The sequence below is a fragment of the Microcoleus sp. D2_18a_B4 genome (assembly GCF_036702475.1).
Taxonomy (GTDB): domain Bacteria; phylum Cyanobacteriota; class Cyanobacteriia; order Cyanobacteriales; family Microcoleaceae; genus Microcoleus.
Genome location: NZ_JAUBTL010000005.1, coordinates 92970 through 111205 on the forward strand (window position 1 = coordinate 92970; position 18236 = coordinate 111205).

Here is an 18236-nt window from a genome sequence, read left to right on the forward strand (position 1 = left end):
GGAGGGCTGCATAAGTGAGATGCTCCCGAGGTGCGTGACTCGCAAGCTTCAGGTTGAGGGTTGAGTATTTTTCAAGTCACGCGCCCAACGGTGTTATAATTATTTGAAATCCGGCTCGAACATTAACATCAAATCCATATTGAAATTGCGATCGACATATTTATTAGTCTCTCACGGCAGCCGTGACCCCAGACCCCAACTAGCTTTGGAAAACCTAGGTCAACTGCTGTCTCAAAAATTGGCTGACTCATTCCCCGCAGTAGCAACCGCCACCTTAGAACTCGGCCCCGCACCGCTGCACGAACAAATTTGCAGTTTTGGCGAACGTACCCTGTCCCTGGGACTGACAGAATTGCAAATACTGCCTGTATTTTTATTGCCGGGAGTTCACGTCGCCGAAGACATACCGGCAGAGGTGGAAATTGCCCAAAAAACTTTTGGTGACAAGCTAAAAATTGCATTGCGCCCGCATTTAGGTTCCCAGGAAGCAGGCTTAACAAAATTGGTAAAAAGTCAGATGGAAGAGGTTGCTTTTCTCCCCAATCTGCTATTGCCAAAATGGATTTTATTATCTCACGGCAGCCGTCGCCCCGGAGGTAACTCGATTGTTGAGGAAATCGCCAGCAAACTCGGTGCGCTGACAGCTTATTGGTCGGTAAAGCCGAGTTTGTCAGAGCAAATTGACAGTTTGGTTCGTGGTGGACAGCAGCAAATAGGGATTGTGCCATACTTCTTATTTAATGGAGGAATTACAGATGCGATCGCCAAAAATGTCGCACAGCTAAAGCAGCAATTTCCTGCGGCAGAACTTCATCTCGCAAATCCTCTAGGCGCAAGTGTAGAATTAGCAGACTTAATTGGGAATTTAATTCAAGAATGAACCGCAGAGGCACAGAAGAGGTAAAGGAAGAAAGAAAAATGTCTTTAGGAAAAGTGTATTTAGTAGGTGCGGGACCCGGAGATCCGGGTTTGATGACCTTGAAGGGAAAAGCTCTGTTAGAGTGTGCTGATGTCGTGATTTACGACGCTTTAGTCAGCCCTCAAATTTTGGCAGCAATCAACCCCCAAGCAGAACGAATTGATGCCGGAAAACGCAAAGGGCGTCACTCGTTAATGCAGGATGAAACAACTCAGTTAATGATAGAAAAAGCTGGAGATAATGCGATCGTAGTTCGTCTCAAAGGCGGCGATCCATTTATCTTTGGCCGCGGGGGCGAAGAAATGGAAGAGTTGGTAAAAGCTGGAGTGTCAGTAGAAGTAGTCCCTGGCGTAACTTCTGGGATTGCGGCCCCTGCTTATGCGGGAATTCCTTTAACACATCGATCGTACAGTTCCTCTGTCACCTTTGTCACCGGTCACGAATCAGCGGGAAAATATCGACCGGAAGTAAATTGGCAGGCGATCGCCCGTGGCTCCGAAACCATTGTAGTATACATGGGAATCCACAATTTGCCTTACATTATCGGCCAGTTAACAGCAGCCGAATTGAGTGCAGAAACGCCCATAGCGTTAGTGCGCTGGGGAACGCGGCCGGAACAAGAAGAATTGATCGGGACTTTGGGTACAATTGTAGAGCAAGTTGAGGCGATCGGATTTGCAGCACCTGCGATCGCGGTCATCGGAAATGTCGTCAATTTGCACTCGATATTGTCTGGCTGTCGGCCAGTTTCTCAGACTGTAGAATAAGCGCAGAAATTGCCCCTAAATCCTCGTAGGGTGCGCCGGGCCGCGCACCTTACTGCTAAATCTTTTTTGGCGATTAGTTATGCTCGCCAACAACTAACAACCAACCACTAACTAATGACTGATGACTAATGACTAATGACTAATGACTAATGACTAATGACTAATGACTAATGACTAATGACTAATGACTAATGACTCAACGCGCCACCTGGCGCATATATTCCCCCCACAACTGAGCGGCATTTGAACTACCTCCCCCAGTCGGAGAATTATCATCATTTCCCAACCAAACTCCTGTCACCAGTTGCTGACTCGGAATATAACCGACAAACCACAAATCTCTATTATCATTAGTCGTGCCTGTTTTTCCAGCTTCTCCCAACCCCAAAGCAGCACTGCTACCCGTACCTCCCCGCACCACACCTTGCAGCATATCAGTCATCGTATCCGCTACGGCTTCCGAAACTAACTGCCGATTGGCAATGCCATCTTTTTGATACTCATAAATCACCCGGCAACTCTTAAAATCATTTCGATCTTTGCAATCGCTGCTGTCAATAATTCGCTTAATTACGTGGGGGCGATTGCCCAAACCCCGATTGGCCAAAACCCCGAAAGCGCCCGTTAATTGCAATACGTTAACTTCACTTTCACCTAATACTAAACCAGGGGCTGAACGCAGTTCAGAAGTAATTCCCAAACGTCTGGCCATTCCCACTACATTGTCTAAACCCACATCTTGTGCTATTCTCAAAGCAACTGCATTTTCCGACTGTGCTAAACCCCGATACATATCAGCATTACCGCTGGTTCTTTCGCAGCCGCTGTAACTTTGTCCGCCCCAAGAAAGGGGGGCGCAAGAATAAGTTTTATCGGGTGAGATTCCCTGTTCCAGGGCGGCTGCATAGCTGAAAATCTTAAATGTAGAACCGGGCTGTCTCAAAGCTTGGGTAGCCCGATTAAACTGACTTTTCAAGTAATCTACGCCCCCAACTAAAGCTAAGACTTCCCCGGTTGTACTATTGAGAGTTACCACGGCTCCTTGAGAAAAGCCAGCACTTGCTCCCGCATTTTCAACAGCATTTCTGAGGGAAGCTTCAGCCACTTTTTGCAGGCCGGGATTCAAACCAGTTTCTACAATAAAATTGCCTTCTCTGGCTAACTGCTCCCCCAGCAAAAACTCTAATTCGTCAAATACATAACTGTAGAAATAAGGAGCGATCGTACTTTGCAGATATTGGCGGGCTTTGGGATTAATCTCAATTCGCGATCGTCTCGCGCGATCGGCTTCTTCCTGAGAAATCGTCCCCAGTGCCCGCATCCGTTCGATCACTCGATCGCGATACTGCACCGCTAACTGATAATTTTGAATCGGATTAAAACTGTTTGGCGCAGGCAAAATGCCCGCCAAAGTTGCCGCCTCTGACAAAGTTAAATCCTTCGCAGACTTCGCAAAATAAAACCGAGCCGCATCCTCAAAACCGTAAAGGTCAATTCCCAAAAACACGCGATTCAAATAAGTCAGCAACAGCTCATCTTTGCTGTAATAATTCTCCAGTTTCAAGGCAACTACAGCTTCCCGTAACTTGCGCCCTGCCGAATCTTGAGTTCCCACATAATCTCGAAACAAACTCCTCGCTAACTGCTGCGTCACAGTGCTCCCGCCTTCGCGAATTCCTCCCCCGCGAACATTGGTCAAAAGCGCGCGCAAAACTCCGATCGGATCTACCCCCAAATGCCAATTGTAGCGGCTGTCTTCCGAAGCAAGTACCGCCTTGGATAAATAAGGCGAAAAATCCTCCAATTGCTTTAATTCTAAGTGAGCGTTATTCTGAGGAGGACGCAGCGGAGTTTGCCCATCGCGGGCGTAAACAATCACGGGGCCATTGATACTTCTCGGCAGAGGCCGCACTTTAAACTTTGTCGATTCCATACCTACCAACACCGCAATCAAAGCGGTGATTCCGCTTACGCCATAAAAGCTGTAACGCAGAAGTTGCAAATACCAAGGCGGCGGATATACGAATTGAATTCTAACAGCGGCGGCTAGTTCCGGCGGCCCTAAAGTGAACACGTCTCCGTGACGCAGGGACATACTTTTAACTCGCCTTTTGCCATTGTAAATGCCGTTTGTGGAGTCTTCATCTTTGATGACAAAAGGAGTCCGCCGCCGAGTATCGCGCGACAGGGATAAGTGCACGTGACTGACAACGGGATTGCGAACTACAATATCTGAAGATTTGGACGATCGACCTAACAAATATCGATCGCCCAACAGCGGATAAACCTCAGCTTTAGCTGCACCCGCATCCTGCACCCACAGTTCGGGTACTTTGGCATTAGGTTTCAGCGCTAGCTGGTTAAAATTAACCTTAGCAATAGTCTGGACTGCTTGGGTAATCGCACCCAAGACGGTTTGAGGTTTGCGGGGCGGCGGCGGTGGGGTCATATTTCGCTGTGCACTACGATCGAGCGATCGGCTCTTGCACCATTCTACTCGCAACTTTTGGCTAATTTCACGATCTGCCCCACAGAAGGAGGCGATCGTCGGCTAGTGGCGATCGATTTTGGGGTTATTGGTGAACCCGCAAGGCGAGCAGTTTCTTGAGCAAATCTCCATCCAGCCACAACAAATCCCGATCTCACCAGGAAATTAAATTATCATAAACTTGCCCAAAAATTAATACTTTCGATAACATTTATAGCGGTTCTCAAGGGTGGTTAGGTATGGGGTGAGTCCTATGCCTATGCCCTATGCCCTATGCCCTATGCCCTATGCCCTATGCCCTATGCCCTATGCCCTATGCCCGCCAGAGCACCTCATGTTACTGAGAAAGACTATACCAGATTTACCAACACAATTCGCCTAATAATTAAAACCCCCCTTTTTCAAGGGGGGTTAAAAGCCGAAAATCAGCTTGATTCTCCTTACATCGAAGAACCCAAACCGGCATAAGCACCGTAGAAGAAAAGACTCACAATGGTGAGAACACCGAGGCCTGCAACAGTAGCTACCAGCCACAAAGGAATTCTGCCACTTTCACTAAACATAGCCATCACCTCACTAATTTACAGGTAAACAAATTCGATCGAACTATCGAAAGCCAACTCAGACACCAGTTAATTAAAGAAATAACTGGAGAACAAAATACCCAAAACAAAAATCAGCAACAAACCCAAATACAAAGAAGTCCGGTTTAACTCAACAGGCTGCTCGTTGGGATTAGGAACGCGCTCAGGCATTGTAAACTCCTATCGTTGAATAAATTGCATTGCTGCGATCGCGCCCAAAAAGAAAATTGTTGGGACACCTAAAGTATGAACTGCCAACCAGCGCACCGTAAAAATCGGATACGAAATTGGCTCATTATTTGGGGTTCTGCTCGTCATTTTTCCAAATCCTTGTTAAATTACTTGGCGTTAATGAACTGATCTACTTGTTTCTTAGCTTCAAAGCGATCCGAGATAATCGGCACTTCTTCCCGCTGCTGTGTGAAATACTGGTTAGGGCGAGGAGTTCCGAAAGCATCGTAAGCCAAACCCGTTTGCACAAACAGCCATCCAGCAATAAACAAAGCCGGAATGGTGATGCTGTGAATTACCCAATAACGGATACTTGTAATAATGTCCCCAAACGGACGTTCTCCAGTTGTACCAGCCATTTAGAATCCTCCTTTCAACAACAAATTGACAGACAATCTCTATTACTATTCTACTATCAAGCAGCTTGCGCTGAACCTTGATATTTAAGTAGAGTACCGCTCGCGCCGATCACAAATCCGCGATCGGGGCCCATAAAGACAATCCTGTAAAAATTAGCGGGAACATCTTCTACTTCGCGGTCTTTTAGCCAAGTTTTCCCGCCGTCCAAACTGCACAGCAAATTGCCACCGCCGCCGGCTACCCAAACTTCATTATCAGTCCGGTAAGCCATGTCCAGCAAACCCCAACTCGCCTTGCGATCGGGAAAAAACGGTTTTCCCCAACCTTCAGGATTGGACGGGTCGCTAAACTGAATCTGACCACCACGGGCGAGCATCCACAAACGCCCGTCCTTGGTAAAGCCCATATTTTGCAGGCGGCGAGAACTATTGCGGTTGTGAGGTTCCCAAGCTTCTTGTCCTGGTTTCCACACCGAGTAGAAATTGCCCTTCGAGGAAACCGCAACATACTGCCCGTTTTCAGAACGGTTGATATTGCGAACTACCCCAAAAGAATCCTGCACGACAGCTTTCCAATTTTTGCCGCCGTCGGAAGTGCGGTAAATCGCCCCGACATCGGTCGTCATCTCGGCGGAATTCGGGCCCAAAGCTGCGATCGTACTCGGAGAACCGGGCAACTGAGAGCTCAAAGCAATCCGCGTCCAAGACTTGCCCTCATCGTTCGTGTGGAGCAAAACAGAAGGCTGGCCGACAATCCAGCCTTCGGAACCAGAAAAACTCACCGACGCAAAACGCGACCTCGGATCGTCGATATCCAGTGCTATAGACTTCCAGCTAGTACCGCCGTCCATCGTTTCGAGCAGAGTCGCCTCAGAACCCACAACCCAGCCGTGCTGAGGATTGCCCGTAAAGGCAATATCCTGCAAATTAGCTTCCGTCGGCAAGGAAATAACTTGCCAGGGGTTGTAACTCACAGAACCGATGGTGCTGCAACTCGTACAGATGAGCGCAGCGGCCAATAACATTACAATTCGTTGCCAAAATCTCACAATCGTTTTACTGCAAACCATACATACTAAGTAACAACAAGAAACCAACGACCAAGCCGCCAAAAATCAGCAAACTTTTCTGACCTTCGGTCATGCCGTTGACACCGACACCGTAGCGCTGATTTGCCTTAAATCCCGATACCCCTTCCATCTGACCGAGATTTTGAAACATCGATTTGCGCGCCCCGCAAACGGGACACACCCAAGTCGGGGTCACATCTGTAAAAGCAGTGCCAGGGGCAATTGCATTTTTAGGATCGCCTTTTTTAGGATTGTAGACGTAGCCGCAGGCTCGGCACTCGTGCCGATCGAGGGTATTAGTCTCCGTGGCTCGATCGCTCATAAAATCTCTAGGAGTGTGGAAACCGCGTACCTTGATGGTCACGTATGAAACAGGACGCTGAATAAATTCAGAGTCCCCGAAAGGGGTTGGATAAGTAGAGGAGTAGTGCTTATCCATTTCCCTGTATGCCGGGAAGCGCCTTGCTACTCCAGTAATGTGAGCTTCGCCAATGTTATCGGTCGGTACTTTCCCAGAGACACTTCCTTAACCCCTTACAGATGTTTAATCCCTAGGTTACAGAGCAAGGAACTAGCTACGGATTCCTTGGTGTGAACTTGAACTCTTGCCGATAACGTAGCCCCGAAAGGGGACTGAGGCTGGTCAACTTGGGGCTTCAGTTTTTATGCCCCAAGCCCGCGACTTGCCGTCGGGGGTAGTTGACAGCTCAAAAAGAGTAGGTAAGCTAATCTTAAAATATACATTAAAAATTATTGCAGAAGATGGAGGATTAATCTCAACTAACTCGTAATTTTAGCTACCCACAATCTATATAATGTAAAGACAAGTTACAGAACCCTTTCACCTAGGCAGTAATTATTCACCGTGTTTGCACTCAGCGGCTACGAGTATTTCTTAGGCTTCCTGTTAATTTCCAGCCTAGTCCCTATCCTCGCCCTCACGGCGTCTAAGGTACTGCGGCCCAAAAGTCGTCCCTACGACCGCCGCACTACCTACGAATCCGGCGTCGAGCCGATCGGCGGAGCCTGGATTCAGTTCAACATCCGATATTATATGTTCGCCCTGGTCTTCGTCATCTTCGACGTAGAGACGGTCTTCCTCTATCCTTGGGCGGTTGCTTTCAACCAGCTAGGACTGTTGGCTTTCATCGAAGCCTTGTTTTTTATCACGATCCTCGTTATTGCTCTTGTCTATGCATGGCGCAAAGGAGCCTTGGAATGGTCTTAAGTTCTGACAAATCACAAAAACCTCTAATTGTCAACCCCGCTATTCGCCCTGAAGTCACATCCGAATTATCAGAGAACGTCATCCTAACTACGGTTGATGACCTCTACAATTGGGCGAGACTTTCGAGCTTGTGGCCGCTGCTTTACGGTACCGCTTGCTGCTTCATCGAATTTGCAGCTTTGATCGGATCGCGCTTTGACTTCGACAGATTCGGCTTAGTACCGCGATCGAGTCCCAGGCAAGCCGACTTGATCATCACCGCCGGCACAATTACCATGAAGTACGCCCCCATCTTAGTGCGGCTGTATGAACAAATGCCGGAACCCAAATACGTCATCGCAATGGGCGCTTGCACCATCACCGGCGGAATGTTCAGCGTAGACTCCCCCACAGCAGTCAGAGGCGTTGACAAACTGATTCCCGTAGACGTGTATATCCCAGGCTGTCCCCCCCGCCCAGAAGCGATTATTGACGCAATTATCAAACTGCGGAAAAAAATCGCCAACGATTCTATGCAAGAACGGGCCAATTTGCTGCCAACCCACCGCTACTACACCAGACCCCACAAGATGAAAGTAGTAGCCGACATTTTAGATGGCAAATACTTGTCAGTTCCCGGCCGGATGGCGCCACCGAAAGAATTGACCGAAGCAATGGGAATGCCAGTACCGCCGGCCCTGCTTGCAGGACAAAAACAGGAGGTAAACCGTGGCTGAGACAGAAACCTCAATTGTTGAAGCCGGGAAGGTTTCCCAGTGGTTGACTCAGAATGGCTTTGAACACGAAGCTTTAGCGGCCGATAATTTGGGCGTGGAGATATTAAAGGTCGATCGAGACTTCTTAATTCCAATGTCAACAGCACTGTATGCCTACGGGTTTAATTATATGCAGTGCCAGTGCGCCTACGACCAAGGGCCGGGAGAAGATTTAGTCAGCGTCTACCACTTGGCTAAGCTGACAGACAATGCTTCCCATCCCGAAGAAGTCCGCGTCAAAGTATTCATTCCCCGCGAAGATCCCAGAGTGCCATCAGTCTACTGGATTTGGAAAGCAGCCGACTTTCAAGAACGGGAATCCTACGATATGTACGGCATTGTCTACGAAGGACATCCGAATCTGAAACGGATTTTGATGAACGAAGATTGGGTAGGCTGGCCGCTGCGGAAAGATTACATTTCCCCTGATTTCTACGAATTGCAAGACGCTTATTAAGGGAGTTTTGAGTTTTTAGCTCAAAATACAGTTGGTTATTTTGCACCCACTTCTTTGAGGAGTGGGTGCAATTTTTTTGCTCCTTTCTGGAAAACCCTCGATTGCACGGTATTTCTAAAAAGGCACTCGCCCAAGACAAAACTATTTTAAATTGATGCCGGAAAACCCTGAGTAGATTTGTAAAAATGATTAATATTTGAGATTCATTGAACACTAAGGAGTTAAAAATGCTCACCAAACCGACAACTCCACCCAGCAAAAGAGAACCCGACGGATTCCTCAAAATCAGTCTAAATCTCACAATGGGAATTGGAATTACTACCTTTATTGCAGCCTTAACTTTAATCGCTGTTCATTTTCATGACTCAAAATTAAAATACCGAGACACTTTAAATTTTGCGGTAACTACATTAGCTACTGCCGCAGGAATATCTAGTGCCGTATATGCTTTGCGGGGAATCGAAATCAATTTAGAGGACAAAAAAATCGATCGAACCTTACGTTACATACAAATATGGAACGATCCTAGCTATTTTAGTGTTCGACAAATTGCCGCAAAAATTCATAAAGATCTCAAACCGCTAGATGAGACCAAAAGTAATGAGTACATGAATCAGATATATGCAGATGCAGAGAAAAAGCAGGAAATAGTCAATATTCTTAATTTTTTAGAAGAAATGTCTATGTGTGTCCATTTCGGTCTCGTTGACGAAAAATGTTTGAAAGAGTTTTATCGATATATAGTTTGTACTTATTGCGATACCTTCACGCTCTTTGTTCACCGATCGCGAAGAGACAAACAGAGCCCGAGGCTTTACATCCACTTAACAGATCTATGTGAGCAATGGAGACATTAATTACCCGACTTTTTATTGTTTGTAAAAGGTTTTACCGAGCGGATTCAGGAGCGAACTGAGTCAAATGAAGAAAACAATCTGGAAATATTTCCGGATTGTTTCTCGACAAAGGGAATAGTCAATTAAATGAAGTGTAAACTGAGCCATAAAAAGGTGCATCAGTCTCATTGAAGGTCTTTACTACTCTGGAGACAAGGACGTAGTTGTGCTTTTTGTGTTGTAATAAAAGGAGAAATGATGAAACGATTTACTTGTTACTCAATCGACTTACTTTTTGAAGGTGATACAGGCTTCTAAAACCTGTTGGCTTTTGTCTGTCATTAATGATTATTAGTGTAGCAGATGCGATAGAAAGTCACCTATCTTGAAAATCGCATCCAACCGTGACAATTGTCACGAAAGCTAACATTTTCATACTCGACAGAACCGCTAATTTTTGCAGAGAGTGAGGGGCAACTCACTTTCTGCACTTGACTGTTACCTAATTCCCTAGAACTCATCAGCCTAATTTCCATCTAGAGAGTTAGGTTGATGAGTATCTCCATATTTCTCCACCCTCACACATCCAAGTTTATAGATCTCCCTCAAAATATGAAGGCGATCCCATTTGTTGATTCTCAGCATTACTTAACAGCGTAATCGACAAGCCCGATGCCACTCGCTCGTTATCTTTCTTGTGAAAGTTCTTCATTTTCTGCTTTCTCCAGAGTGTAGATGAGAAAATCTAGCTTGAGAATGGGGGAAACACTTTTATTCCCATACCTTTGGGTTGGGAAATCATCTAAGCCTTTGAATACTCTGAGAGTTAGCCACACCAGAATAATTCCAGGTAAACTCAATCTGCAAAACACCAAACATAGATTGGTGCAACACCCTAAGACTTATTATTTTTTCCTAATTCAGCTAAGTTATAATGCCTCATAAACTAACTCAAACATGGAGAAGTCCCGATTTACTTTGCGACAAATCATAGACTGAACTCTGTTTTTAAAAGTTTAGGCAATCATACTGGCTTAAAAAAATAATACACCAAAGAGCTTCTCTCTGTCAACTTTTTCGTTAACGAGTTCTAGAGAGGTCTTCGGATTATACAAGACTGAGCGCATTGAGCTATCAGCCTATGAGTTGTCGCACCTACAAAGATAAACAAGTTGCAATAAAAGTCAAGCTTGTCGGTGATATATGACATGAATTTTAATGATCTTTATCTCCAATCCTTAGTGATATCGATCACTGGAAGAGCCGATTAAAATCCTTTCCGGTATCTACAATAAACCCTGTACCGATAATTAACATCAGTTATCTTACTGAAAAAAACCAACTCGATATTTCAGAACCGGATTAACTCTACTATTTAACTGGTTCCCACGCACAGCCGGGGAACCGATGTCTAGAGGCTTTGCCTCACTTGCTTGGGAACATTGGAGGCAGAGTCTCCGGATCTGCGTTACCAGGCTGAAGCCTGGTAACAAGTAGAATTGAGCGTGCCGGACAACAAGACGGCGTTATCGCTGTTTACAACTTTAACTCATGATTTCCAACGATCGCAAAACCAAACTAGAATACGGGGATTTTCAGACACCGCTGGAATTAGCCGAGATGGTGTGTCGGAAATTGATAGAACTTGATGTTAACCCCAAAGTCATCATTGAGCCAACTTGCGGGATAGGTAATTTCATTAAAGCTGCTGCAAATTCGTTTCCATCCGCCAGCAAGATTATCGGAGTTGAAATCAATCAAAGTTATTTAAGAGAATTAATAGCTAAGCATGAATTGTTACAGGATGAAAGATGTGAGGTTAAGCACGGAGATTTTTTTGATTTTGACTGGACATCATTAATCCACCAATTTAATCATAGGGTGCTGGTACTTGGCAACTTTCCTTGGGTAACAAACTCACAACAAGGAACTATTGGTAGTGAAAACTTGCCTAAAAAAACTAATTTTCAAAAGCACACTGGCTTAGATGCACTAACAGGTAAAAGTAACTTCGATATCTCAGAATGGATTCCGATCCATGCGATACAATGGTTGCCAAATCGTGATGCCACTCTGGCAATGCTTTGCAAGACTTCCGTGACCAGAAAGTTATTGAGTTACATTCATTCAAAAAAACTTAATCTCGCTAGCTGTGCAACTTACAGAATAGATGCGAAAAAGTATTTTGATGCAAATGTTGATGCCTGTCTGTTATTCTGCAAGTTTGACTCAAGCTCCTAAAACTACTTCTGCGATGTATTTAGGAGTTTACACAGTTTAGAATGCCACCGCATCGGATATCAAAAAAATCTCCTGATTAAGGATATAGACTCTTTCAATAAATTGAGTAATTTATATGCTGTAAATTCAGGAACGAAATGGCGATCGGATGTAAAAAAGCACGGCCGATCGCTCGTGATGGAGTTTCGGAAAATTGACAATTATTTTGTATATATAGCAACCCTAAATCATTCGCCTAATTATGGTAGGGGCAATCCCCCCGTGGTTGCCCCGATAGATAGGGGTAGGCATTCTTAGCACTACCCTACAAATTTACATGAATGATGCGAGGATTGCTATACCTTGGGAGAAGTTGCTGACATTGAGAAAACTTATCTTTTTCCGCTGCTCGAAGGCTCTGCTGTTGCTCAAAATCGAATAAATGCTACAGATCCATATACAGCGTATTCCAGGTTTATGAAGTACAGTAGCAGCAGCTTGTAAACCAGTTTTTAAAGTGCTTAGGATTGACTAAATCAAGGGCCGTAGCCAGCAAAATGTCAACCATCTTGGTGGTGGTTGGTGAGAACTGACGTAGAAAAAATTTGAGTTGCGACCACCATAATTCTATAGGATTGAAATCCGGAGAATAGGGTGATAAGTTCAGTAAACTAGCACCAGCGGCTTGTATCAATGGTTCAATAGTCCCCAACTTGTGAGCAGGTAGATTATCCATAACAACTACTGCACCCTCCCATAAGTTGGGGACTAAAAAATGTTCAATAAAGACTTCAAAAGCTCTACCATCCATTGACCCATTGAGCGTCATTAATCCTACTACTTTTTTTAAGCTAATTGCTCCGACAACTGTGACTTTGGCGCCCCGATAAAATGGTTTTAAATCGTAGACTCTACTACCACATATTGAACGTGCATGAGTTCGTGTTAACCCTAATAAAACGCCCATTTCATCCAAAAAAACGAGGTTGTCAGGGTCAATATTTTTCACTTTTTCCCAATATTCACACCTCAGAATTTGCACTCTTTCAGTGGCAGACTGACTACTGCGTATGGTCTTTTTTTTCGCGTTAAATTTTGTTTTTGTAATTCACGACACATCATGCTCGGGCTGACAGCTTCCTTGTAGTTCATAAGCCAATATTCACAATATTCTGACAACGTGCTATCCGGATATTTTTATACCATCTGGATCAATTCAGTTGTGCGCGAGTTTAACACACTTTTAAGACTTCCACCTTGTTTTCTGGGTTGAACATGACCAATGGTTTGTTTTTGTTTTAAGATTTTTTGAACAAACCCTTTACTCACATCAAATCTGGCGGCTACTTTTCTAATCGAGGTATCACCTTGTTCATAAATTTTAACTATTTTCTCACGCAACTCGATCGAATAAGGTTTCATTTTTTTCGCTTATGTACTAAATACAGTGTATCATATATACATGGAATATGCTGTATGCTAATTACTCAAAAATTTATCGGGAAATCAACCGAAAATATCAAAAAAATTGCTCCAAAAACTGGGCAATATTTGGAGGATCGCGGGCATTATCTAGATAAACTGCGATCGCCCCTTCCTCTTGTCCCGCACCCTCAATGACCGAAAAAAGGGGAGACAAGCGCCGTCTTTTTAGGACGGCTTTCGCGTCTCTAATCCTCTAATTAATTGCCTGAGTGCTTCAACACACCCTACAGGTTTAAGCTTGAGACACTACTACAAGTTGCTACAATTTGCTTGAGAACGCGGTCTAACGCCTTGGGGTTATCCAGATCCACCGCTTGTAGCAGGCCCGAATCCACCAGTGCCGAGGCCCGTTCGTCTGTCACCGTTCCATTCAACGCCGCCACCAAAATATCCGCCGTCCTGCCACTGCCTGCGATCACCACGATCGGGCGCTGTGCTTTCACGCTTTGGGCTGCATCCTTCCAGGTAATTTCGCCCCCATTGATTAAAATGGTGACAGAGGGCAAACCACCCGATAGCACACTGCCGATTTGCGCCATCCACGCAGACTCATCCCCCCATTCCGAACCCGGAACCAGGATAAAATGGGTGTGATAGGGTTCTAAGCCACAGGCATCTTCTGCAGGAGGTGGCTGGTTCGGTAATGTTGCCAAACCGACGCAGGTAACACCAATCAGGGGAAATGTTCCACCCATTTGCGATCGCGCCTCCCCCATCATTTGCATGACGCCAGCATCAGTCCCGCCATCGACCACACAGGCATTTAAAGACTCGGCGAGGGCAGCCAGAACCGTTAGAAAGAGCGATCGCAGCCGTTGGCGATCGGCCTCACTGAGTTTACTGGCACCGCCAACCACCACGATGACCGGACGCGGACTAGAGAGTCCCAGTTGCTCCAAAGTTAGGGTCAGGTCGGCATGGGCTTGAGGATAGAGGGCTTTTGCCGTCAGACCGTTGGAAAATTCGATCGATAAAGATTCTTGCATGAAAAAAAATACAACTCAGGATAAGAGAATCGCTTCCGGGGAAATAGTTATAGCAACCGCCACATCGGTATTGACATAATTCAGCTCATGAATATATGGCCAAATCCCTCACTATAAACAGTCAGTCCTGTCAACTGTCAACTATCAACTGCTATATTATGTCTTGAAAATGAGGTCTATTGTTTCAATCGAGCCTTGCCGTTGTTTTTTGTAATTATCTGCTCTCGATTGACCAGAAATTGGGCATTTTGGGTGTCGTTCCAGATTAATTGCTGACAGGTTTTAGCAGCATCTTTAGCCACCTTGATCGTTTCAGCATCTTCTTTCAGCAGCGTTTCCGGCGCAACTAAGATTGGATGCGCGATTAACCGGTTGCACGCCACCTCCAGCCAATCTCGCCAATTGCCACCGCGCAACAGGCGAACAGTCCCGTCCTCACCGCCACTGACGATCGTCTTGCCATCCGGGCTAAATGCCACTGAATTGACCGCATCCTCATGCCCTTTGAAGGGCTGACCAATCGCTTTGCCAGAGGTGTCCCACAGCCGAACCGTCCTGTCCGAACTGCCACTGACGATCGTCTTGCCGTCGGGACTAAATGCCACTGAGTTGACCCAACCCTCATGCCCTTTGAAGGGTTGACGGATGGCTTTGCCAGAGGTATCCCACAGGCGAAGGGTCCCGTCCCAACCGCCACTGACGATCGTCTTGCCGTCGGGACTAAATGCCACTGAGATGACGCTACCCTCATGCCCTTTGAAGGGTTGACCGATGGCTTTGCCAGAGCTAATATCCCACAGGCGAACCGTCTTGTCCCTACCGCCACTGACGATCGTCTTGCCGTCGGGACTAAATGCCACTGAGTAGACGCTATCCTTATGCCCTTTGAAGGGTTGACCGATGGCTTTGCCAGAGCGATTCCACAGGCGAAAAGTCCCGTCACCACGGTTACTGACGATCGTCTTGCCGTCGGGACTAAATGCCACTGAGTTGACGGCACTCCCATCCTCTTTGAAGGGTTGACCGATGGCTTTGCCAGAGCGATTCCACAGGCGAACAGTCCGGTCATCACCGCCACTGACGATCGTCTTGCCGTCGGGACTAAATGCCGCTGACCTGACGCTACTCTCATGCCCTTTGAAGGGTTGACCGATGGCTTTGCCAGAGGTATCCCACAGGCGAAGGGTCCCGTCATCACCGCCACTGACGATCGTCTTGCCGTCGGGACTAAATGCCACTGAGATGACCCAACCCTCATGCCCTTTGAAGGGTTGACCGATGGCTTTGCCAGAGATGTCCCACAGGCGAAGGGTCCCGTCTTGACCGCCACTGACGATCGTCTTGCCGTCGGGACTAAATGCCACTGACCTGGCCCTACCCTCATGCCCTTTGAAGGGTTGACCGATGGCTTTGCCAGAGATGTCCCACAGGCGAACAGTCTTGTCCTCACCGGCACTGACGATCGTCTTGCCGTCGGGACTAAATGCCACTGAGTAGACGATACCCTCATGCCCTTGTAGGATATTTCGTTCTCTGGCATCCTCAATAGCATCTCGTAAACTAGACTGCACGTGGGGCAGAACGGTCTGTAATGTAAATAATGACGATCGGCTTTGGCCTGTGGCTTGAATTGCCAGAACGAGTGCTTCTACGGGTTCGATCGAGAGCAACAACTGAGCGCGGGCGGCTTTTTCCCCCAGCGTCGCAATGGTGGCAATTGCTTCAGCCCTCAACCAAAGACCCGTGACTACCCCCATCACACTCACAACTGCCCCGGCTAACACCAGCCGATTTTGGCGCTTATGCCCCCCACTTTTGGCAATATATGCCTTTTGTAACTTCGTCGCGGCGGGCTGTTTCTTTTGCGCTTGAGTCTCCTTCAACCAAGCTTCGGCAATTGCCAATTCACTTCCCCGCAAAAGTAAGTCTTTTGTGTTCTTTTTTTGTTCCCATTCGAGCGATCGCTGAGACCATTTTGTATGATTGCGTAAGTGTTCTCTGTCGGTATCGATCGTTCTCACCAATTGGTTGAAATTGGCATTAAAATCCCGATCGTTTTGATTGAAATCAATCCACTGCACCTTGGCTAACTCTGGATGCAGTTCGGCTGAAGCGATCGGCTGATGCAGCACCGTCACAAACCGTTTATTCAACCCAGCGGCATACTCGACCTCCGCCGCACAATAGGGAGACGCGATCGATCGGGGTGAGAGAATAAATAGAAAGTTATCGCAGACTTGAATTCCCTGGTGAATCTCCTGGGCAAAATCTGCGCCCGATGCAATACTTTCCTGGTCAAACCAAGTCGTTTTTCCCTGAAGTTGCAGTTCCTCGTTCAACTTTCTAGCTAAATCCGAATCCGCACGAGAATAGGAAATAAACACATCGAGCGACTCCGCAGGCGGTTGCCGCAAACTTTCAGCAATAAATTCTTCTTGCAACGGCGTGGGTGGATGCTGCGATCGTTTCTGGGCCACCTTCAACCACGCCTCAGCACTTCGCAAGTTATAGCCTCGCAGCAGAATACTGGGATTCTTGTGCTGTCGCTCCCACTTCAGTGCTTTGGTCAACAAAACCTTATGCTCGTTATAGTAAGCCTCATCTTGATGCAAAATCTTCAGCAGTTGACTTTCATCGAGCAAGTAATCGTCTTCTTTTATGTTGTCGGTGAGGTCGATATATTGCAAATTTCGCAGCGCATTTGGCATCTTTTCCGCTGATGTTTCTCGCACTAAAAGGGGAATAATTCGCTTGTTGAGCGATAAGGCAATCTCTAATTCTTTCCGAGCAAAATGCGAATCGAGCGAGTCTGGAGAGAGCAGATACACCACATTATCTGCCTGTTCGATTCCCCGCTGAATCGCCGCCTCAAAGGCTTCCCCGGTTTGAATATCTGTGGTATTCGTCCAAACGGTCAAACTTTCTCGCCTCAGACTGTTGCGAATTTTCTCCATCGTCGCCTTATCTTGCTCGGCATAGGACACAAACACCTGAGTCATTAAGTTGTTGGCATTCTTGATACTTTCGGTAATATATTCGCAATGCAAATCGGCTGGAAAACAAGGCGGTTGTTCATCTTTAAACCGGATTTTCAACCAAGATTCGGCTTGCTTTTTCTCATCGCCGACTAACAACCATCGATGTTGTTTTTGCTGGCGTTCCCACTCCAAGGCTTTGGCTAAAAATTGCCTGTGCTGCGCTACATAATCGGCTTGACGGTTCAATAACTCGAGTAATCCGATCAAAGACTTCTCGAAGTCATCAATTCCTTCGCGAAAATACACCCAGTTGATTTTGCCTATAGCCGGGTGCATATTCTGAAAATGCGAATGCAATCCTTTGGCTTTGTAGGCTTCCCACTCGTCGTCGGTTCCCTGGGGTTTTCTCTTCTGCCACAGGTGTCGATCGATCTGTTCGACGTGCAGTAAGGGAATTATCCGTTTGTTGCGCCTTATCGCCAGTTCGATTTCTTTGCCGCAATAAGGCGAGTTGATCGAGTGCGGTGCGATGATAAATAAGAAGTTGTCCGCTTTCTCGATGCCGTCGTCTATTTGATTTTGGAAATCGACTCCCAGGGGAATATCGTTTTGGTCGAACCAAATATTCAACCCTTCTTCTTTCAATCGATCGTATAACTTTCTGCCGAAAGCTAGACTATCTGCTCGTCCGTAAGAGATAAAAGCGTCAAAATTTGTTTTCATGAGGAAGAAATAGGTAAATGAGGGGCGTTGCTGAATACAGGTATGAATTAAAGATTTCGGCCTTGCTATAAGCCCGCTTGAGGGTGAGTTTTGTAAGGCATCTTTCAAGTCAATTAAAGCCTTTTGGTAGACAAGGATAGACAACAGGTT

At 46.3% G+C, this 18236-nt stretch carries 18 protein-coding genes; 7 read left to right on the top strand and 11 right to left on the bottom strand.

The window, feature by feature from the left end; genetic code table 11:
- Window positions 1-103 precede the first annotated feature (103 nt).
- Together QUB04_RS04555 and cobA are read left to right on the top strand one after the other, a co-directional pair.
- Complete coding sequence (locus tag QUB04_RS04555) at window positions 104-880, top strand: sirohydrochlorin chelatase (protein ID WP_333281604.1); 777 nt, start codon at window positions 104-106, stop codon at window positions 878-880.
- Window positions 877-1686, top strand: a complete 810-nt coding sequence (gene cobA / locus QUB04_RS04560; RefSeq protein WP_333281607.1) for a uroporphyrinogen-III C-methyltransferase — start codon at window positions 877-879, stop codon at window positions 1684-1686. The genes QUB04_RS04555 and cobA overlap by 4 nt, the downstream gene beginning before the upstream one ends.
- 196 nt (window positions 1687-1882) lie before the next feature.
- On the opposite strand, the gene QUB04_RS04565 is transcribed toward cobA, so the two are convergent.
- From QUB04_RS04565 to QUB04_RS04595, 7 genes are all read right to left on the bottom strand, one after another.
- A complete protein-coding gene (locus QUB04_RS04565; protein ID WP_333281791.1) occupies window positions 1883-4135 on the bottom strand; it encodes a transglycosylase domain-containing protein in 2253 nt (750 codons plus the stop codon).
- Window positions 4136-4614: 479 nt separating this feature from the next.
- The gene (locus QUB04_RS04570; RefSeq protein WP_333109398.1) at window positions 4615-4737 is read right to left on the bottom strand and encodes a photosystem II reaction center protein J; all 123 of its coding nucleotides are present in this window, start codon (window positions 4735-4737) and stop codon (window positions 4615-4617) included.
- Between the two features lie 69 nt (window positions 4738-4806).
- Window positions 4807-4929 carry a photosystem II reaction center protein L gene (locus QUB04_RS04575; RefSeq protein ID WP_015176850.1) on the bottom strand — a complete coding sequence of 41 codons (123 nt, stop codon included), beginning with the start codon at window positions 4927-4929 and terminating at the stop codon, window positions 4807-4809.
- A 9-nt stretch (window positions 4930-4938) separates the two neighbouring features.
- Window positions 4939-5076 (bottom strand): cytochrome b559 subunit beta, encoded by a 138-nt coding sequence (gene psbF, locus QUB04_RS04580; protein ID WP_006635504.1) that lies wholly within the window; start codon window positions 5074-5076, stop codon window positions 4939-4941.
- A gap of 20 nt (window positions 5077-5096) precedes the next feature.
- Window positions 5097-5348 (bottom strand): cytochrome b559 subunit alpha, encoded by a 252-nt coding sequence (gene psbE / locus QUB04_RS04585; protein WP_333139432.1) that lies wholly within the window; start codon window positions 5346-5348, stop codon window positions 5097-5099.
- A gap of 56 nt (window positions 5349-5404) precedes the next feature.
- The gene (locus QUB04_RS04590; RefSeq protein ID WP_333281610.1) at window positions 5405-6418 is read right to left on the bottom strand and encodes a photosynthesis system II assembly factor Ycf48; all 1014 of its coding nucleotides are present in this window, start codon (window positions 6416-6418) and stop codon (window positions 5405-5407) included.
- Window positions 6405-6740, bottom strand: a complete 336-nt coding sequence (locus QUB04_RS04595) for a rubredoxin (RefSeq protein ID WP_333052113.1) — start codon at window positions 6738-6740, stop codon at window positions 6405-6407. Before QUB04_RS04595 ends, QUB04_RS04590 begins: the two co-directional genes overlap by 14 nt.
- A gap of 543 nt (window positions 6741-7283) precedes the next feature.
- On the opposite strand from QUB04_RS04595, the gene ndhC reads away from it, so the two are divergent.
- From ndhC to QUB04_RS04620, 5 genes are all read left to right on the top strand, one after another.
- Window positions 7284-7646: a photosynthetic/respiratory NAD(P)H-quinone oxidoreductase subunit C gene (gene ndhC, locus QUB04_RS04600; protein WP_006635500.1), complete on the top strand. Its 363-nt coding sequence runs from the start codon at window positions 7284-7286 to the stop codon at window positions 7644-7646.
- Entirely contained in the window at window positions 7637-8362 is a 726-nt protein-coding gene (gene ndhK, locus QUB04_RS04605; RefSeq protein ID WP_333281613.1) for a photosynthetic/respiratory NAD(P)H-quinone oxidoreductase subunit K, read from the top strand. The genes ndhC and ndhK overlap by 10 nt, the downstream gene beginning before the upstream one ends.
- The gene (locus QUB04_RS04610; RefSeq protein WP_333084555.1) at window positions 8355-8858 is read left to right on the top strand and encodes an NAD(P)H-quinone oxidoreductase subunit J; all 504 of its coding nucleotides are present in this window, start codon (window positions 8355-8357) and stop codon (window positions 8856-8858) included. The genes ndhK and QUB04_RS04610 overlap by 8 nt, the downstream gene beginning before the upstream one ends.
- Window positions 8859-9064: 206 nt before the next feature.
- Window positions 9065-9715 (top strand): DUF4760 domain-containing protein, encoded by a 651-nt coding sequence (locus QUB04_RS04615; RefSeq protein ID WP_333281616.1) that lies wholly within the window; start codon window positions 9065-9067, stop codon window positions 9713-9715.
- Between the two features lie 1530 nt (window positions 9716-11245).
- Window positions 11246-11935 (top strand): class I SAM-dependent methyltransferase, encoded by a 690-nt coding sequence (locus tag QUB04_RS04620; protein ID WP_333281620.1) that lies wholly within the window; start codon window positions 11246-11248, stop codon window positions 11933-11935.
- 454 nt (window positions 11936-12389) lie between these two features.
- Here QUB04_RS04620 and QUB04_RS04625 read toward each other — a convergent pair whose 3' ends face one another.
- The 4 genes from QUB04_RS04625 to QUB04_RS04640 all read right to left on the bottom strand — a co-directional run bounded on the left by QUB04_RS04625 (window position 12390) and on the right by QUB04_RS04640 (window position 18086).
- Entirely contained in the window at window positions 12390-12923 is a 534-nt protein-coding gene (locus tag QUB04_RS04625) for a transposase (protein WP_333281623.1), read from the bottom strand.
- Between the two features lie 188 nt (window positions 12924-13111).
- Complete coding sequence (locus QUB04_RS04630; RefSeq protein ID WP_333281626.1) at window positions 13112-13336, bottom strand: helix-turn-helix domain-containing protein; 225 nt, start codon at window positions 13334-13336, stop codon at window positions 13112-13114.
- 287 nt (window positions 13337-13623) lie between these two features.
- Window positions 13624-14385 (bottom strand): hypothetical protein, encoded by a 762-nt coding sequence (locus tag QUB04_RS04635; RefSeq protein ID WP_333281629.1) that lies wholly within the window; start codon window positions 14383-14385, stop codon window positions 13624-13626.
- Between the two features lie 176 nt (window positions 14386-14561).
- Entirely contained in the window at window positions 14562-18086 is a 3525-nt protein-coding gene (locus QUB04_RS04640; RefSeq protein ID WP_333281632.1) for a TIR domain-containing protein, read from the bottom strand.
- Between the last annotated feature and the right edge of the window lie 150 nt (window positions 18087-18236).

Bases quoted from the DNA above. Each gene is read 5' to 3' on its own strand.
- QUB04_RS04620 (WP_333281620.1), top strand. From the start codon at position 11,246: ATGATTTCCAACGATCGCAAAACCAAACTAGAATACGGGGATTTTCAG.
- cobA (WP_333281607.1), top strand. From the start codon at position 877: ATGAACCGCAGAGGCACAGAAGAGGTAAAGGAAGAAAGAAAAATGTCT.
- QUB04_RS04640 (WP_333281632.1), bottom strand. From the start codon at position 18,086: ATGAAAACAAATTTTGACGCTTTTATCTCTTACGGACGAGCAGATAGT.
- psbE (WP_333139432.1), bottom strand. From the start codon at position 5,348: ATGGCTGGTACAACTGGAGAACGTCCGTTTGGGGACATTATTACAAGT.
- QUB04_RS04575 (WP_015176850.1), bottom strand. From the start codon at position 4,929: ATGCCTGAGCGCGTTCCTAATCCCAACGAGCAGCCTGTTGAGTTAAAC.
- QUB04_RS04630 (WP_333281626.1), bottom strand. From the start codon at position 13,336: ATGAAACCTTATTCGATCGAGTTGCGTGAGAAAATAGTTAAAATTTAT.
- ndhK (WP_333281613.1), top strand. From the start codon at position 7,637: ATGGTCTTAAGTTCTGACAAATCACAAAAACCTCTAATTGTCAACCCC.
- QUB04_RS04590 (WP_333281610.1), bottom strand. From the start codon at position 6,418: ATGGTTTGCAGTAAAACGATTGTGAGATTTTGGCAACGAATTGTAATG.
- QUB04_RS04570 (WP_333109398.1), bottom strand. From the start codon at position 4,737: ATGTTTAGTGAAAGTGGCAGAATTCCTTTGTGGCTGGTAGCTACTGTT.
- QUB04_RS04595 (WP_333052113.1), bottom strand. From the start codon at position 6,740: ATGAGCGATCGAGCCACGGAGACTAATACCCTCGATCGGCACGAGTGC.
- psbF (WP_006635504.1), bottom strand. From the start codon at position 5,076: ATGACGAGCAGAACCCCAAATAATGAGCCAATTTCGTATCCGATTTTT.
- QUB04_RS04635 (WP_333281629.1), bottom strand. From the start codon at position 14,385: ATGCAAGAATCTTTATCGATCGAATTTTCCAACGGTCTGACGGCAAAA.
- QUB04_RS04565 (WP_333281791.1), bottom strand. From the start codon at position 4,135: ATGACCCCACCGCCGCCGCCCCGCAAACCTCAAACCGTCTTGGGTGCG.